The following is a 13462-nucleotide window of genomic DNA, read 5'->3' on the forward strand; positions in this document are numbered from 1 at the left end:
GGACTATCCGGCCAGCCTGTACAAAAAACCGGCAGGGGTATAAAGAATTTTGCACGGCGGCCGATGGACTGCTAACGACCAAGAGCTTGGAGGCTCACGATATGCTTTCCATCGACGGCAATCTTCCGTCCCGCACCACAGTGCCGACGCTGCTTGAACCGAAAAAAACCAGCGCCGTGGGCGCGGGGGCCGAGACAACGGCGCTCGGTGAAACCAAGCCTGCCGAAGGCGTGAGTGTGACCTTTTCCGGTGCGTCGCTGAGGGCCGCCAACGCCGAGAAAACGGCCAACAACGATATTGAAGAAAGCGGGCTGGACGAGAACGTGCAGAAACTGCTGAAAATGATTCGCCAGTTGAAGCAGCAGATCGCGGAAAAGATGGCAGAGATGTCGGCGGTCATGGCCGACAAGCGCCTGAGCCCGGAGCAGGCCCTGGCGAAACTGAGCGGCGTGCAGTCGGCGTTGGGCGGCTTGCAAGCCGCGCTGACCGCCGCCTATGCGTCGTTGAACGAAGCAATGAAGAACCTGAGTGCTGGGGACGCGGTGAAGACCGCCTCGTTGATGGCCAAGTAGCCCGGCTCAGATCACCCGTGAAAATCGTTGCCTATTGTGTTGCTCCAGATAGGCATCGAACACCATGCACACCGAGCGTACCAGCAGGCGCCCGGCCGGCAGCACCCGGATCCCCTCGGCGTCGAGTTCGATCAGGCCGTCACTGGCCATCACTTCCAGTTGTGGCCAGATCTGGGCGAAATAGCCGCGAAAATCCACGGTGAAGGCCTGCTCGATGCTGTCGAAGTCCAGGCTGAAGTGACAGATCAGCTGTTGAATCACCGCCCGCCGCAAACGATCGTCTGCGCTGCAGAGCAGGCCGCGGCTGGTGGCCAGTTGCGCCCCGGCCAAGGCGTTCTGGTAATGATTCAGGTCGCTGCTGTTCTGGCAGTACAAGTCACCAATCTGACTGATGGCCGAGACCCCGAGCCCGATCAAATCGCAATGGCCGTGGGTGGTGTAGCCCTGGAAATTGCGTTGCAGGGTGGATTCTTCCTGGGCAATGGCCAACTCGTCATCGGGTAGGGCGAAGTGGTCCATGCCGATGTAGTTGTAGCCGGCCGCCGTCAGCTGCTCAATGGTTTGCTCAAGCATCTGCAACTTGACGGCAGGGGCCGGCAGGTCTTCGCTGTTGATCCGCCGCTGGGACAGGAAACGTTCTGGCAGGTGGGCATAGTTGAACACCGACAGGCGGTCCGGTTGCAGGCTGATGACCTCGGCCACCGTCTGGGCGAAATGCTCGGGTGTCTGCTTGGGCAGGCCGTAGATCAGGTCGATATTGATCGAGCGAAACTGCAGGGTGCGCGCGGCATCGATCACCGCGCGGGTCTCTTCCAGGCTTTGCAGGCGATTGACCGCCCGTTGCACTTCGGGGTCCAGGTCCTGCACGCCGATGCTCACCCGGTTGAAACCCAGTTCACGCAGCAGGCCCATGGTGGCCCAGTCGGCTTCCCGTGGATCGATCTCGATGCCGTAGTCGCCAGAGTCGTCATCCAGCAGGTTGAAGTGTTGGCGCAGTTGCGCCATCAGCTGGCGCAATTCGTCGTGGCTGAGAAAGGTCGGGGTGCCGCCGCCAAAATGCAGTTGCTGCACCTGTTGGTTGGGGTCCAGGTGGCAGGCGACCAGTTGAATCTCTTGCTCCAGGCGTTGCAGGTAGGCCTGGGCGCGGCCCCGGTCCTTGGTGATGACTTTGTTGCAGGCGCAGTAGTAGCAGATATTGGCGCAGAACGGCACGTGCACATACAGCGACAGCGGGCGCACGGCCTTGCGGCTGTCGCGCAGGGCGTGCAGCAGGTCGAAGGTGCCGACCTGGCTGGTGAATTGCACGGCGGTGGGGTAGGAGGTGTAGCGCGGCCCCGCCAAATCGTAGCGATGAATCAGATCAGTGTCCCAACGAATGGCGTCGAGCATGCGGGCGTTCCCCGGATTGGCTAGTGGGCCGAGTCTAGGGGCATGGCTGGCGGGGCATCTTGATTTGTATCAACGGGGAGCGGCGCTATGCCACATGGCCTTTTAATGGCCCATCAGCCAGTGCTGATGGGGGCCGGGCAGGGTCCAGATACCGAACACAATCACCAGCAGGCCGCCGGCCATGCGCACGCTGCGTTTGCGCAATAGCGCGGTGATACGCTCTGCCGCCAGCCCGGTGGCGAGCAATACCGGCCAGGTGCCGAGGCCGAAGGCGAGCATCAAAAGCCCGCTGTCCAGTGCATTGCCCTGGCTGGCGGCCCATAACAGTGTGCTGTAGACCAGGCCGCAGGGCAGCCAGCCCCACAGTGCGCCCAGCAGCAAGGCGCGGGGCAGGCTGGACACCGGCAGCAAACGGTTGGCAAACGGCTGGATATGGCGCCACAGGCCGCGCCCGAGGCTTTCAATACGGGTCAGGCCGCTCCACCAGCCGGCCAGGTACAGGCCCATGCTGATCAACAGCAGGCCGGCGAGGATACGCATGAACATCGCCGCCGGGCTGTTGGCCACGGCCCAGCCGGCCAGGCCGATCAAGAAGCCGGCGGTGGCATAGCTGAGGATGCGTCCCAGGTTGTACGCCAGCAGCAGGCGAAAACGCCGGCTGCGCTGTTCCGGGGGGATGGCCAGGGTCAGCGCGCCCATCAGGCCGCCACACATGCCCAGGCAATGGCCGCCGCCCAGCAGGCCGAGGATCAGCGCGGAAACCAGCAGCGGCGCGAGGTCAAGCATGGGGCGGCGCCGGTTCGTCTGGCTTGGCCGGTGGCTGCGGGTGGCTGCTGGCCTCGTCGACAGCGGCCAGGTGCTTGGGGTCCTGGTCATCGAACAGCACGCTGTGGGCCGGCCCGTCGAGGTCGTCATACTGGCCGCTGTCCACCGCCCAGAAGAAGATGTAGATGGCGATGGCGACGATCAGCAGCGCCGCAGGAATCATTACGTAAAGAGCTGGCATCGCTACTCCAGGCCCGCGCGGCTCAAGCCGGCAGCGGGCGGGGCTGTGGGGTGGCGCTCGCGGCGCTGGCAGGCGGCAAGCGAGTCAGGCGCAGGGCGTTGAGCACCACGGTCAACGAACTGAGGGACATGCCGATCGCGGCCCAGATCGGCGTGATCCAACCGAGGGCGGCAAACGGCAACATCAGGCCATTGTACAGCCCGGCCCACAGTAGGTTTTCAATGATGACCCGGCGCGTGCGCCGGGCCAGGCTGAAGGCTTGCACCAGGGCATCCAGGCGGTTGGACAACAGCACCGCATCGGCGCTGGTTTTCGCCAGGTCAGTGGCCGAGCCCATGGCCACGCTGATATCCGCGGCGGCCAAGACCGGCACGTCATTCACTCCGTCACCGAGCATCAATACCTTGCGGCCTTCCTTGTGCAGCTGTTGCAGCACTTGCAGCTTGTCATCCGGGCGCAGGCCACCACGGGCTTCATCGATGCCCAATTCGGCGGCCACGCTGGCGACCATCGGCGAGCTGTCGCCCGACAGCAGCAAGGTGCGCCAGCCTCGCGCCTTGCACGCGGCCAGCAGTGCCGGCGCATCGCTGCGCAGGCGATCATCCAGGACAAACCAGGCCAGGGCGCCGCCGGTATCGCCCAGTAGCAGCCATTGGCCGGCATCTTGCGGCGAATCGGGCATCGCACAGCCGCTTAATTCACACACGAAACCAGGCTGGCCGATGCGCAGCAGGCGTTCGCCGACCCGGCCTTCGAGCCCCAGGCCCGGGGTGCTGAGCACCTCATCAGCCGCCAGCGGGGCACGGCCAAAAGCCCGGGCAATCGGGTGTTCGGAGCGGTTTTCGAGGGCGGCGGCCAGGGCCAGGGCCAGGTCGCTGCTCATCGCGCCCAGTGGCCGGATGGCACGCAGGGCCAGGCGGCCTTCAGTGAGGGTGCCGGTCTTGTCGAAAATCACCGTGTCGATCTGGTTCAAGCCTTCGAGCACATGGCCACGGGTCAGCAGCAGGCCGAGTTTGTGCAGGGTGCCGGTGGCGGCGGTCAGTGCGGTGGGGGTTGCCAGAGACAGGGCGCACGGGCAGGTTGCCACCAGCATCGCCAGGACAATCCAGAACGCCCGCGATGCATCCAGCTCCCACCACAACAGGCCAATCACCGCGGCGGCGATCAGCGAGCAGAGCAGGAACCATTGTGCGGCGCGGTCGGCGATTTGGGCCAGGCGTGGTTTTTCGGCCTGGGCCCGTTCCAGCAGGCGCACGATGGCCGACAAGCGGGTGTCGTGGCCCAGGGCGCGCACTTGCACGGTCAACGGGCCTTCGACATTGAGGGTGCCGGCGGTGATGCTGTCGCCGGCCTGTCGCGGTTGTGGCAGGTATTCGCCGGTGAGCAGGGATTCATCGATGCTCGACTGTCCCTCCAGGATCACCCCGTCGGCCGGCAGGATGGCACCCGGATGCACCAGCACCCGGTCGCCCAGGGCCAGTTCGGTGAGCAGAATACGCTCGCTCTGGCCATCGTGTTTGAGGCGCAGGCACGAGGCGGGCAGCAGGTTGACCAGTTGGGCGGTGGCGGCGGCGGTGCGTTCCCGGGCGCGGCGCTCCAGGTAGCGCCCGGCCAGCAGGAACAGGGCGAACATGCCCACGGCATCGAAATACAGCTCGCCCACCCCCGTGATGGCCGTCCAGATGCCCGCCAGGTAAGCGCCGCCGATGGCCAGCGACACCGAGACATCCATGGTCAGATGGCGGGTGCGCAGATCGCGCATGGCGCCCTTGAAGAACGGCGCGCAGCTGTAGAACACAATGGGGGTGGTCAGAAACAGCGCGACCCAGCGCAGGATCTCGTGCAGCTCGGGGCTCAGGTCGATATTGAATTCCGGCCAGGTGGCCATGGTCGCCATCATCGCCTGGAACCAGAGCAGGCCGGCCATGCCCAGTTGGCGCAAGGCCAGGCGGTTTTCACTGGCCAGTTGTTCGGCGGCGCGGTCGGCTTGATACGGGTGGGCGGCGTAGCCGATCTGGCGCAACTCGCTGAGCACCTGGCTCAACGGCAATTGCCCGTCGGCCCAGCGCACGTGCAGGCGATGGTTGGACAGGTTCAGCCGCGCCTCGGCCACGGCGGGCAGGCTGTGCAGGTGTTTCTCGATCAGCCAGCCACAGGCGGCGCAACTGATGCCTTCCATCAACAGGGTGGCTTCGGCCAGGTCGCCGTCGTGGCGCACGAAGGGTTTTTGCACATCGGCGCGGTCGTACAGTGCCAGTTCGTCCAGCAACTGCACGGGCAGGGCTTCGGGGTTGGCCGAGGCCTCGCTGCGGTGTTGGTAATAGCTTTGCAGCCCGCCTGCGACAATGGCTTCGGCCACCGCCTGGCAACCCGGGCAGCAGAGCTCGCGGGGCTCGCCGAGGATCACCGCGGTGAAGCGGCTGCCAGGCGGGACGGGGAGGGCGCAGTGGTAGCAGGGGGTTGGGCTGGTCATGGTTCTGGATCTGTGTGGGCGGGGAGGGCCGCATCGCCGGCAAGTCGAATCGTCGCACCGCCGCTCCCACAGGAGATCGCGATCAAATGTGGGAGCGGCGGTGCGACGATTCGACTTGCTCGCGATGCGCGAAGCGCGGCTGTCAGTTCTTCAGGTCTTCAGCACCCTGCAACGGCTCGTCACCCAGCTTCAGGTCCGTGCCGTGGCTGACGTCTTCTTCCTCAAACATGCGCCAGGTGCGGTCGCCTTCCACCCCCAGCAGTTCGACGAAGCGCCGGCCCTCGACCTTGTCGGTCACCTGGCCAATATAGCGCCCCGGCTCGCTCTGGCTGCGGGTGAGTACGACCTTGCGGTCCTTCTCCGGCTGGGTCGGCGAAATCAGGTTCAGTTCCAGGGTGGTCGGCCCGCTGTTGCCGGTGAGGAACAGTTCCACTTCGCCGGTCAGTTCATCCAAATGCATGTTGGCGCGCATTTGCAGGGTCTGGGCCAGCAATTCGCGGTCCAGGGAGCGGTTGATGCCTTTGCCGGCCTCGTAGTAATTGTCGTTGACCAGGTTGACCGGGTGGTTCACCGCAATGGTCACCATGGACAGGGTCAGCGTCACCGAGCAGGCCAGGATGGCAATGATGATCCAGGGCCAGAGGTGCTTGTACCAGGGGCTTGCGGCAGTTGCTACGGGCATTGTTCTGCTCTCTTTTAACGAATTTGTGGGCCGATGAACCGGCTCTTGGCTTCTACGTGGATGCTGTCATCGTCAGCATCCTTGAGGATGAATTTCACCTCGTTGGTGCTCGACGGCATTTGTTCTGGCGCGCTCGACAGCTCCACCGGCAGGGTGAAGATTTCCCCGGCGGCAACCTTGATCTCGCGCTTGCCTTGCAGCTTGAGGTCCGGCAGGCCGCTGGCGTCCAGCACATAGGTGTGGTCGCGCTGGTCCTTGTTCATGATTTTCAGGCTGTAGACGTTCTCGATCCGCCCTTCGGCGTTTTCGCGGTACAGCACGCGGTCCTTGCTGACATCGAAACCCACCAGCGAGCGCATGAAGAACGCCGTGGCCAGCAGGCTGATCATCGCCAGCAGCACCAGCGCATAGCCGATCAGGCGTGGGCGCAACTTGTGGGTTTTTTGCCCCGACAGGTTATGTTCGGTGGTGTAGCTGATCAACCCGCGAGGGTAGTCCATCTTGTCCATGATGGTGTCGCAGGCGTCGATGCAGGCGGCGCAGCCAATGCACTCGATCTGCAGGCCGTCACGGATGTCGATCCCAGTGGGGCAGACCTGCACGCACATGGTGCAGTCGATGCAATCCCCCAGGCCCTGGGCCTTGTAGTCGATGCCTTTCTTGCGTGGGCCACGCACTTCGCCACGACGTGGGTCGTAGGACACGATCAGGGTGTCCTTGTCGAACATCACGCTCTGGAAGCGCGCATACGGACACATGTAGATGCACACTTGCTCGCGCAGCCAGCCGGCGTTGCCGTAGGTGGCGAGGGTGAAGAAGCCGACCCAGAAGTACGACCAGCCATCGGCCTGGCCGGTGAAGAACTCGAACACCAGCTCGCGGATCGGCGAGAAATAGCCGACAAAGGTCATGCCAGTGACAAAGCCGATCAACAGCCACAGCGTGTGTTTGCTGAGTTTGCGCAGGAACTTGTTGGCGCTCATCGGCGCCTTGTCCAGCTTGATCCGTTGGTTGCGGTCGCCTTCGGTGACCTTTTCGCACCACATGTAGATCCAGGTCCACACGCTTTGCGGGCAGGTGTAGCCGCACCAGATACGCCCGGCGTACACGGTGATAAAGAACAGGCCGAAGGCCGAGATGATCAGGATGCCCGACAGCAGGATAAAATCCTGGGGCCAGAATGTCGCACCGAAAATAAAGAACTTACGCTCCGGCAGGTTCCACCAGACAGCCTGGTGCCCGCCCCAGTTCAGCCACACCGTACCGAAGTACAGCAGGAACAACCCGGCGCCGCCGAGCATCCGCAGATTGCGGAACATCCCGGTGAAGGCACGGGTGTAGATTTTCTCCCGCGAGGCGTAGAGATCGACGGTGTCGCTGGTTTTTTTGGCAGGCGGGGTAACGTCATGTACCGGAATCTGGTTGCTCATCATTGCATCCCACGGCAGTGGAGATTTGCCTTGGCCAGTACGTGCCGGCCAGGGTCAAAATAGGGGTCTTGCAGTGGCGTAATGATACGCCTGTAGTACCGATGAACGGGTGCGACCTTTGGTCGCGTTGGGGGAAATCAATTGATGGTGTACGTGACTTGAATCAATTGACAGGATGAGTATGGACGTTTTTTCAGGGCCCGAAGGTCATTCGTCCCATGGGTTGATCAGTGTCACACCACTGCCTTGGAAGTCGGCGACATTGCGGGTGACCACGGTCAGGCCGTGAACCAGAGCGGTTGCGGCGATCAGTGCATCACTTTCGTTGGTTCGATCCGGTACATGCAGGCTGGCACAGCGCAGTGCCACGGCCGCGTCAATCGGCAGGATCCTGGCATCGAAGGCCGGCATGACATGGCGTTTGAGCCAGGTGCGCAAGACCTTGCCTTGCGCGGGGTCACGGCGCTCCATGCGCAGCACCCCGGTCTCCAGTTCCTTCAAGGTAATCGCTGAAATATACAGGCGCGGCGCGGCGACGGTTTTGGCCCAGGCCACCACATTTTTGTCGGCCTGGGGTTTGCGTAACTCGGAAATGACATTGGTATCGAGCAGATACATCAAGAGAGGTCCACGGGTCGATCAATGATCACGGCGCGCTCGGTTTCAAACTCGATGTCCGCCGCCTCTGGCATCATCAACAGGTCAACAATATCGGCGTTGAGGCCTGTCAATTTTTGGTAGTCCTCAATACTTAGCAGTACATGGGCAGGCTTGCCTCGGTCGGTGATAAAAACCGGTCCTTGGCGCGCGGCTTTTTTGGCACCGCTTGTGTCTTGGTTAAATTCGCGGCTGGAGATTGTCGTAATTGTCATGGAGCGCCTCCCAGCGGGATGGGTGAATGTAGTTACGTTACTACGTCGAAGTGGCGAGCTTCAAGCGGTCGATGCGTTTCACCAGACACAAAAAAGCCCCGCCAGCATGCACTGTACGGAGCTTTTTCTTGCAGCTTGCAGCCTAAAGCTTACTTCTGCTCTGGCTGCTCTTTGTGCGACAGGCTGTAAACATACGCCGCCAGCAAATGCACCTTGTCGTTACCTTGCAGGTGCTCTTGTGCAGGCATCTGGCCCTGGCGGCCGTAACGGATGGTCTGCTGCAGTTGCGCGAAGCTGGAGCCGTAGATGAACGCGCCCGGGTGGGTCAGGTCCGGCGCGCCCATGGCAGGGGTGCCTTTACCGGTCGGGCCGTGGCAGGCCACGCAGTTGGTGGCGAACAACTTCTCGCCGTTGGCCACGTCGGCCTTGGCGCCTTCCGGCAGTTTGCGGCCATCGAGGTTGGTCAGCACGAAGCCGGCCACGTCGGCCACGCCTTGTTCACCGATGACTTCAGCCCAGCCTGGCATCACCGCATGGCGGCCCGCCATGATGGTGGCCTTGATAGTTTCCGGCTCGCCGCCCCAGCGCCAGTCGGCGTCGGTCAGGTTGGGGAAGCCATAGGCGCCCTTGGCGTCGGAACCGTGGCAGACCGAGCAGTTGGAGGCGAACAAGCGGCCACCCATCTTCAGGGCTTGCGGGTCCTTGGCCACTTCTTCAATGGGCATGGCCGCGAATTTGGCGAAGATCGGCCCGAACTTGGCGTCCGAGCGCGCCATTTCCTTTTCCCACTCGTGCACGCCGGTCCAGCCGCTCTGGCCGTTGGCGAACTGGGTTTGCTTGTCGTTATCGAGGTAGGCATAGCCCGGCAGCAGGCCTTTCCAGTTGCCCAGGCCGGGGTATAGCACCAGGTAACCCAAGGCAAACACGATGGTGCCGACGAACAGCATGAACCACCACTTGGGCAGTGGGTTGTCGTATTCCTCGATACCATCGAACGAGTGGCCAACGGTCTCGTCGGTTTGTTCGGCGCGCTGGCCCTTGCGGGTCGACAGCAGCAGCCAGGTCAGGGCAAAAATGGTACCCAGACTGAGGACTGTGACGTACAGACTCCAGAACGTAGTCATTCTTTGTTACTCCTAGAAGCTTGCTCGACGTGCTTGATGGCTTCGGGATCATCCGCAAAAGGCAACAAGGTCGCGTCTTCAAACTCTGACTTGCGCTTGGGGCTGAACACCCACAACGCCAGGCCGATAAAGGCCACCATCACGACAACGGTGCCCAGGCCTCGAATCATCCCGATATCCATTCAGATCACCGTTTGCTTTTGATGATGGTGCCCAGGCCTTGCAGGTAGGCCACCAGCGCGTCCATTTCGGTCTTGCCCTTGACGGCTGCCTGGGCACCGGCGATGTCTTCGTCGGTGTAAGGCACGCCGAGGGTGCGCAAGACTTCCATTTTCTTGGCAGTGTCTTTGCCGTCGAGCTTGTTTTCCACGAGGAACGGGTACGCCGGCATTTTCGACTCGGGCACCACGTTGCGCGGGTTGTACAAGTGCGCACGCTGCCAGTCATCGGAGTAACGACCGCCAACCCGGGCCAGGTCCGGGCCGGTACGCTTGGAACCCCACAGGAACGGGTGGTCCCACACGCTTTCACCGGCGACCGAGTAGTGGCCGTAGCGTTCGGTTTCGGCACGGAACGGGCGGATCATCTGCGAGTGGCACTGTACGCAGCCGTTGGCGATGTAGATGTCGCGGCCTTCCAGTTCAAGGGCGGTGCGTGGCTTCATGCCTTCGACCGGCTTGTTGGTCACGTCCTGGAAAAACAGCGGAACGATCTGGGTCAGGCCGCCGATACTCACGGCGATGACCATGAAGAAGGCCAGCAGGCCGATATTCTTCTCGACTACTTCATGCTTCATCAGTGGGCTCCCACAACAGCGATCTTGGTGGCGGCTTCAGCGGCTACAGGGTCTGCCGCACGCACGGTGCGCCACACGTTGTAGGCCATGAACAGCATGCCGCTGGCAAAGAACGCGCCGCCTAAGGCACGCACGATGAAACCAGGATGGCTGGCTTGCAGCGCTTCGACGAAGGAATAGGTGAGGGTGCCGTCGTCGTTGATCGCACGCCACATCAGGCCCTGGGTGATGCCGTTGACCCACATCGAGGCGATGTACAGCACGGTGCCGATAGTGGCCAGCCAGAAGTGGGTATTGATCAGGCTGATGCTGTGCATCTGCGCCCGGCCGTAGAGCTTGGGAATCATGTGGTACAGCGCGCCGATGGAGATCATCGCTACCCAGCCCAGAGCGCCGGCGTGTACGTGGCCGATGGTCCAGTCGGTGTAGTGGGACAGGGCGTTGACGGTCTTGATCGCCATCATCGGGCCTTCAAAGGTCGACATGCCGTAGAACGCCAGCGACACCACCAAAAAGCGCAGGATCGGGTCGGTGCGCAGCTTATGCCAGGCGCCCGAGAGGGTCATCATGCCGTTGATCATGCCGCCCCAGCTGGGCGCCAGCAGGATGATCGACATGGCCATGCCCAGGGATTGTGCCCAGTCCGGCAACGCGGTGTAGTGCAGGTGGTGAGGACCGGCCCAGATATACAGGGTGATCAGCGCCCAGAAGTGCACGATGGACAGGCGATAGGAGTAGATCGGACGCTCGGCCTGTTTTGGCACGAAGTAGTACATCATCCCCAGGAAACCGGTGGTCAGGAAGAAGCCTACGGCGTTGTGGCCGTACCACCACTGGATCATCGCATCGGTCGCACCGGCGTAGGCCGAGTAGGACTTGAAGAAACTCACCGGCAAGGACGCGTGGTTGACGATGTGCAGCATCGCCGTCACGACGATGAATGCGCCGTAGAACCAGTTACCGACGTAGATGTGCTTGGTCTTGCGCTTGACGATGGTGCCAAAGAACACAATGCCGTAGACCACCCAGACAATCGCCAGAAGGATGGCAAGGGGCCATTCCAATTCCGCGTATTCCTTGGTGGTGGTGAAGCCCATTGGCAGGGTGATGATGGCGCCGATGATGACCGCTTGCCAGCCCCAGAAGGTGAAGGCGGCGAGACCGTCGGAAATCAGTCGCGTCTGGCAGGTTCGCTGCACGACATAGTAGGAAGTGGCAAACAGTGCACATCCGCCGAAGGCGAAGATCACCAGGTTGGTGTGCAGTGGGCGTAGGCGTCCAAACGTCGTCCATGGCAGGTCGAAGTTCAACTCCGGCCAGACCAGTTGCGAGGCGATGAAGACACCGAGCCCCATGCCAAGGATCCCCCAGACCACCGTCATGATGGCGAACTGGCGGACTACCTTATAGTTATAAGCAGTCGGACTGATTGCTGTGCTCATTCTAAGGTTCCACGGTTTAGGTGTTTTATTAGGATAAAAATCGGTCGCAAGTATGGAGAAAGCGAGGTGCCATTGCAACGTAACGCTGACCTGCGTCAATGCTTTACAAACCAGATTCTGCGCCCTTTCCATGTTTGGCGTAAGGACAAAATCCAAAATGAAAAGCTGACGGGTTGGACAGGAATTTTGAGCGGACGCAGGTCCTTGCGCCGAGGTCAGTGCAAACACGCTGGCGGGGGGATGAGCGGTCAATGGCGCGATAGCCGGTCACTGCCAGCCTTTGCGCCTGTCACCCTGCTGGAGCGTCTGACTCGTCGCGTGCAAGTCGAGCTGCGACCGACCAACGCCGGCCCACTGTCGAAACAAGCGTAGACCCGAATGGCGAGAGGGGAAAGGTGTGCTTTGGAAGGGTGCGACAATGGGGCGCAGGGCGCAGTGGTGAGTAGCAAGCTGCAAGCGGAAAGTTTGGAGCGGGGAGGGAGAGGGCTGCAAGAGCCGAGTTGAGAACCCTTCTCTTGCAGCTTGCAGCTTGTAGCTTACTTCTGCTCCTTCTGTGACAGGCTGTAGACGTAAGCCGCCAACAGATGAACCTTGTCATTGCCTTGCAGGGCCTCCTGCGCCGGCATCTGGCCCTGGCGGCCGTGACGGATGGTCTGTTGCAACTGCGCCAGGCTGGTGCCGTAGATGAACCCGGCAGGTTGTGTCAGGTTCGGCGCGCCCATGGCTTCGACACCGTGGCCCTCTGGGCCGTGGCAAGCCACGCAGGTGGTGTCGAACGCTTGCTTGCCAGCGGCCAGGTCGACCTTGCTGTCAGCCGGCAGCGGCAACTTGGCCAGGTCTTGGCGTACATAGGCGGCGACGTTTTTCACTCCGTCTTCGCCCAGCACTTCACCCCAGGCCGGCATGGCGGCATGGCGACCGTTCATGATGGTCAGCTTGATTGCATCGGCCGAACCACCCCAGCGCCAGTTGTTGTCCGCCAGGTTCGGGAAGCCATAGGCACCCTTGGCGTCAGAGCCGTGGCACACCGCGCAATTGGAGGCAAACAGGCGGCCGCCCATTTTCAACGCTTGCGGGTCCTTAGCCACTTCTTCCACGGGCATGGCAGCAAATTTGGCGAAGATCGGCCCAAACTTGGCGTCGGCCTTGGCCATTTCCTTGTCCCATTCCTTGTTTTGCGTCCAGCCGTCTTCATAGCCCGGCAAGACGCCTTTCCAGTTGCCCAGGCCGGGATAGAGGATCAGGTAGCCGACGGCAAACACCAGGGTGCCGGCGAACAACAGGAACCACCATTGGGGCAGGGGGTTGTCGTACTCCTCAATCCCGTCGAAGGCGTGGCCCATGGTCTGGTCGACGCTGCCCTTGGTCTCGCCCTTGCGGGTGCCGAACAGCAGCCAGGTCAGGCCGATCAGGCTGCCCAGGGTCAGTACACAGATCCATGTACTCCAAAAGGTAGTCATGGCCGAATGCTCCTTGTTACAGGCTCTTCTTGAGCGTCGGATGGGGTGTCGATGGCGTCAGGCTTAGGCTCATCGGCAAATGGCAGCAGGCAGGCCTCGGCGAACTCCGGGTTGCGCTTGGCGTTGAACACCCACAGCGACAGGCCGATGAAGGCAATCGCCACCACCAGCGTGCCGAGGCCGCGGATCATTCCGGTATCCAGTTCAAAACCCATG

General features: G+C 61.9%; 16 protein-coding genes. 2 read left to right on the forward strand and 14 right to left on the reverse strand.

Translation table 11 applies throughout. The features are described 5' to 3' along the window. Positions 1–101: 101 nt before the first annotated feature. On the forward strand, positions 102–572 hold the full coding sequence (locus BLL38_RS02730) for a hypothetical protein (protein WP_076961234.1): 471 nt from the start codon (positions 102–104) through the stop codon (positions 570–572). A 6-nt stretch (positions 573–578) separates the two neighbouring features. On the opposite strand, the gene hemN is transcribed toward BLL38_RS02730, so the two are convergent. The 12 genes from hemN to ccoN form a co-directional block, all read right to left on the reverse strand. After that, positions 579–1961, reverse strand: coding sequence for an oxygen-independent coproporphyrinogen III oxidase (gene hemN, locus BLL38_RS02735; RefSeq protein ID WP_076961235.1), 1383 nt, complete (start codon positions 1959–1961; stop codon positions 579–581). A 102-nt stretch (positions 1962–2063) separates the two neighbouring features. Further along, positions 2064–2747, reverse strand: coding sequence for a sulfite exporter TauE/SafE family protein (locus tag BLL38_RS02740; RefSeq protein ID WP_076961236.1), 684 nt, complete (start codon positions 2745–2747; stop codon positions 2064–2066). Then, positions 2740–2967 (reverse strand): cbb3-type cytochrome oxidase assembly protein CcoS, encoded by a 228-nt coding sequence (gene ccoS, locus BLL38_RS02745; protein ID WP_057960320.1) that lies wholly within the window; start codon positions 2965–2967, stop codon positions 2740–2742. Before ccoS ends, BLL38_RS02740 begins: the two co-directional genes overlap by 8 nt. Positions 2968–2989: 22 nt before the next feature. Then, the gene (locus BLL38_RS02750) at positions 2990–5440 is read right to left on the reverse strand and encodes a heavy metal translocating P-type ATPase (protein WP_076961237.1); all 2451 of its coding nucleotides are present in this window, start codon (positions 5438–5440) and stop codon (positions 2990–2992) included. Positions 5441–5582: 142 nt separating this feature from the next. Continuing rightward, the gene (locus tag BLL38_RS02755; protein ID WP_076961238.1) at positions 5583–6122 is read right to left on the reverse strand and encodes a FixH family protein; all 540 of its coding nucleotides are present in this window, start codon (positions 6120–6122) and stop codon (positions 5583–5585) included. Between the two features lie 14 nt (positions 6123–6136). Then, positions 6137–7552: a cytochrome c oxidase accessory protein CcoG gene (gene ccoG / locus BLL38_RS02760; protein ID WP_076961239.1), complete on the reverse strand. Its 1416-nt coding sequence runs from the start codon at positions 7550–7552 to the stop codon at positions 6137–6139. Positions 7553–7759: 207 nt separating this feature from the next. Then, the gene (locus BLL38_RS02765) at positions 7760–8170 is read right to left on the reverse strand and encodes a type II toxin-antitoxin system VapC family toxin (protein ID WP_076961240.1); all 411 of its coding nucleotides are present in this window, start codon (positions 8168–8170) and stop codon (positions 7760–7762) included. Continuing rightward, on the reverse strand, positions 8170–8424 hold the full coding sequence (locus BLL38_RS02770) for a type II toxin-antitoxin system Phd/YefM family antitoxin (RefSeq protein WP_076961241.1): 255 nt from the start codon (positions 8422–8424) through the stop codon (positions 8170–8172). The genes BLL38_RS02765 and BLL38_RS02770 overlap by 1 nt, the downstream gene beginning before the upstream one ends. Before the next feature lie 149 nt (positions 8425–8573). After that, complete coding sequence (gene ccoP, locus BLL38_RS02775; protein WP_076961242.1) at positions 8574–9548, reverse strand: cytochrome-c oxidase, cbb3-type subunit III; 975 nt, start codon at positions 9546–9548, stop codon at positions 8574–8576. Next, on the reverse strand, positions 9545–9730 hold the full coding sequence (locus tag BLL38_RS02780; RefSeq protein WP_003175465.1) for a CcoQ/FixQ family Cbb3-type cytochrome c oxidase assembly chaperone: 186 nt from the start codon (positions 9728–9730) through the stop codon (positions 9545–9547). Before BLL38_RS02780 ends, ccoP (BLL38_RS02775) begins: the two co-directional genes overlap by 4 nt. A gap of 5 nt (positions 9731–9735) precedes the next feature. Next, positions 9736–10344: a cytochrome-c oxidase, cbb3-type subunit II gene (gene ccoO, locus BLL38_RS02785; protein WP_076961243.1), complete on the reverse strand. Its 609-nt coding sequence runs from the start codon at positions 10342–10344 to the stop codon at positions 9736–9738. Next, a complete protein-coding gene (gene ccoN, locus BLL38_RS02790; protein WP_076961244.1) occupies positions 10344–11786 on the reverse strand; it encodes a cytochrome-c oxidase, cbb3-type subunit I in 1443 nt (480 codons plus the stop codon). Before ccoN ends, ccoO begins: the two co-directional genes overlap by 1 nt. A gap of 240 nt (positions 11787–12026) precedes the next feature. Here ccoN and BLL38_RS31625 point away from each other — a divergent pair, with 240 nt between their 5' ends. Further along, the gene (locus tag BLL38_RS31625) at positions 12027–12158 is read left to right on the forward strand and encodes a hypothetical protein (RefSeq protein ID WP_262382965.1); all 132 of its coding nucleotides are present in this window, start codon (positions 12027–12029) and stop codon (positions 12156–12158) included. A 164-nt stretch (positions 12159–12322) separates the two neighbouring features. On the opposite strand, the gene ccoP (BLL38_RS02795) is transcribed toward BLL38_RS31625, so the two are convergent. Beyond that, positions 12323–13246, reverse strand: a complete 924-nt coding sequence (gene ccoP / locus BLL38_RS02795; RefSeq protein WP_076961245.1) for a cytochrome-c oxidase, cbb3-type subunit III — start codon at positions 13244–13246, stop codon at positions 12323–12325. Then, entirely contained in the window at positions 13243–13461 is a 219-nt protein-coding gene (locus BLL38_RS02800; RefSeq protein WP_076961246.1) for a cbb3-type cytochrome oxidase subunit 3, read from the reverse strand. Before BLL38_RS02800 ends, ccoP (BLL38_RS02795) begins: the two co-directional genes overlap by 4 nt. Between the last annotated feature and the right edge of the window lies 1 nt (position 13462).

Origin of the sequence: Pseudomonas gessardii, assembly GCF_001983165.1 — a bacterium.
Lineage (GTDB): Bacteria > Pseudomonadota > Gammaproteobacteria > Pseudomonadales > Pseudomonadaceae > Aquipseudomonas > Aquipseudomonas gessardii.

Excerpts from the sequence above, each read along its gene's own strand:
- BLL38_RS02730 (WP_076961234.1), top strand. The coding sequence starts at position 102 with ATGCTTTCCATCGACGGCAATCTTCCGTCCCGCACCACAGTGCCGACG.
- hemN (WP_076961235.1), bottom strand. The coding sequence starts at position 1,961 with ATGCTCGACGCCATTCGTTGGGACACTGATCTGATTCATCGCTACGAT.
- BLL38_RS02740 (WP_076961236.1), bottom strand. The coding sequence starts at position 2,747 with ATGCTTGACCTCGCGCCGCTGCTGGTTTCCGCGCTGATCCTCGGCCTG.
- ccoS (WP_057960320.1), bottom strand. The coding sequence starts at position 2,967 with ATGCCAGCTCTTTACGTAATGATTCCTGCGGCGCTGCTGATCGTCGCC.
- BLL38_RS02750 (WP_076961237.1), bottom strand. The coding sequence starts at position 5,440 with ATGACCAGCCCAACCCCCTGCTACCACTGCGCCCTCCCCGTCCCGCCT.
- BLL38_RS02755 (WP_076961238.1), bottom strand. The coding sequence starts at position 6,122 with ATGCCCGTAGCAACTGCCGCAAGCCCCTGGTACAAGCACCTCTGGCCC.
- ccoG (WP_076961239.1), bottom strand. The coding sequence starts at position 7,552 with ATGAGCAACCAGATTCCGGTACATGACGTTACCCCGCCTGCCAAAAAA.
- BLL38_RS02765 (WP_076961240.1), bottom strand. The coding sequence starts at position 8,170 with ATGTATCTGCTCGATACCAATGTCATTTCCGAGTTACGCAAACCCCAG.
- BLL38_RS02770 (WP_076961241.1), bottom strand. The coding sequence starts at position 8,424 with ATGACAATTACGACAATCTCCAGCCGCGAATTTAACCAAGACACAAGC.
- ccoP (WP_076961242.1), bottom strand. The coding sequence starts at position 9,548 with ATGACTACGTTCTGGAGTCTGTACGTCACAGTCCTCAGTCTGGGTACC.
- BLL38_RS02780 (WP_003175465.1), bottom strand. The coding sequence starts at position 9,730 with ATGGATATCGGGATGATTCGAGGCCTGGGCACCGTTGTCGTGATGGTG.
- ccoO (WP_076961243.1), bottom strand. The coding sequence starts at position 10,344 with ATGAAGCATGAAGTAGTCGAGAAGAATATCGGCCTGCTGGCCTTCTTC.
- ccoN (WP_076961244.1), bottom strand. The coding sequence starts at position 11,786 with ATGAGCACAGCAATCAGTCCGACTGCTTATAACTATAAGGTAGTCCGC.
- BLL38_RS31625 (WP_262382965.1), top strand. The coding sequence starts at position 12,027 with ATGAGCGGTCAATGGCGCGATAGCCGGTCACTGCCAGCCTTTGCGCCT.
- ccoP (WP_076961245.1), bottom strand. The coding sequence starts at position 13,246 with ATGACTACCTTTTGGAGTACATGGATCTGTGTACTGACCCTGGGCAGC.
- BLL38_RS02800 (WP_076961246.1), bottom strand. The coding sequence starts at position 13,461 with ATGGGTTTTGAACTGGATACCGGAATGATCCGCGGCCTCGGCACGCTG.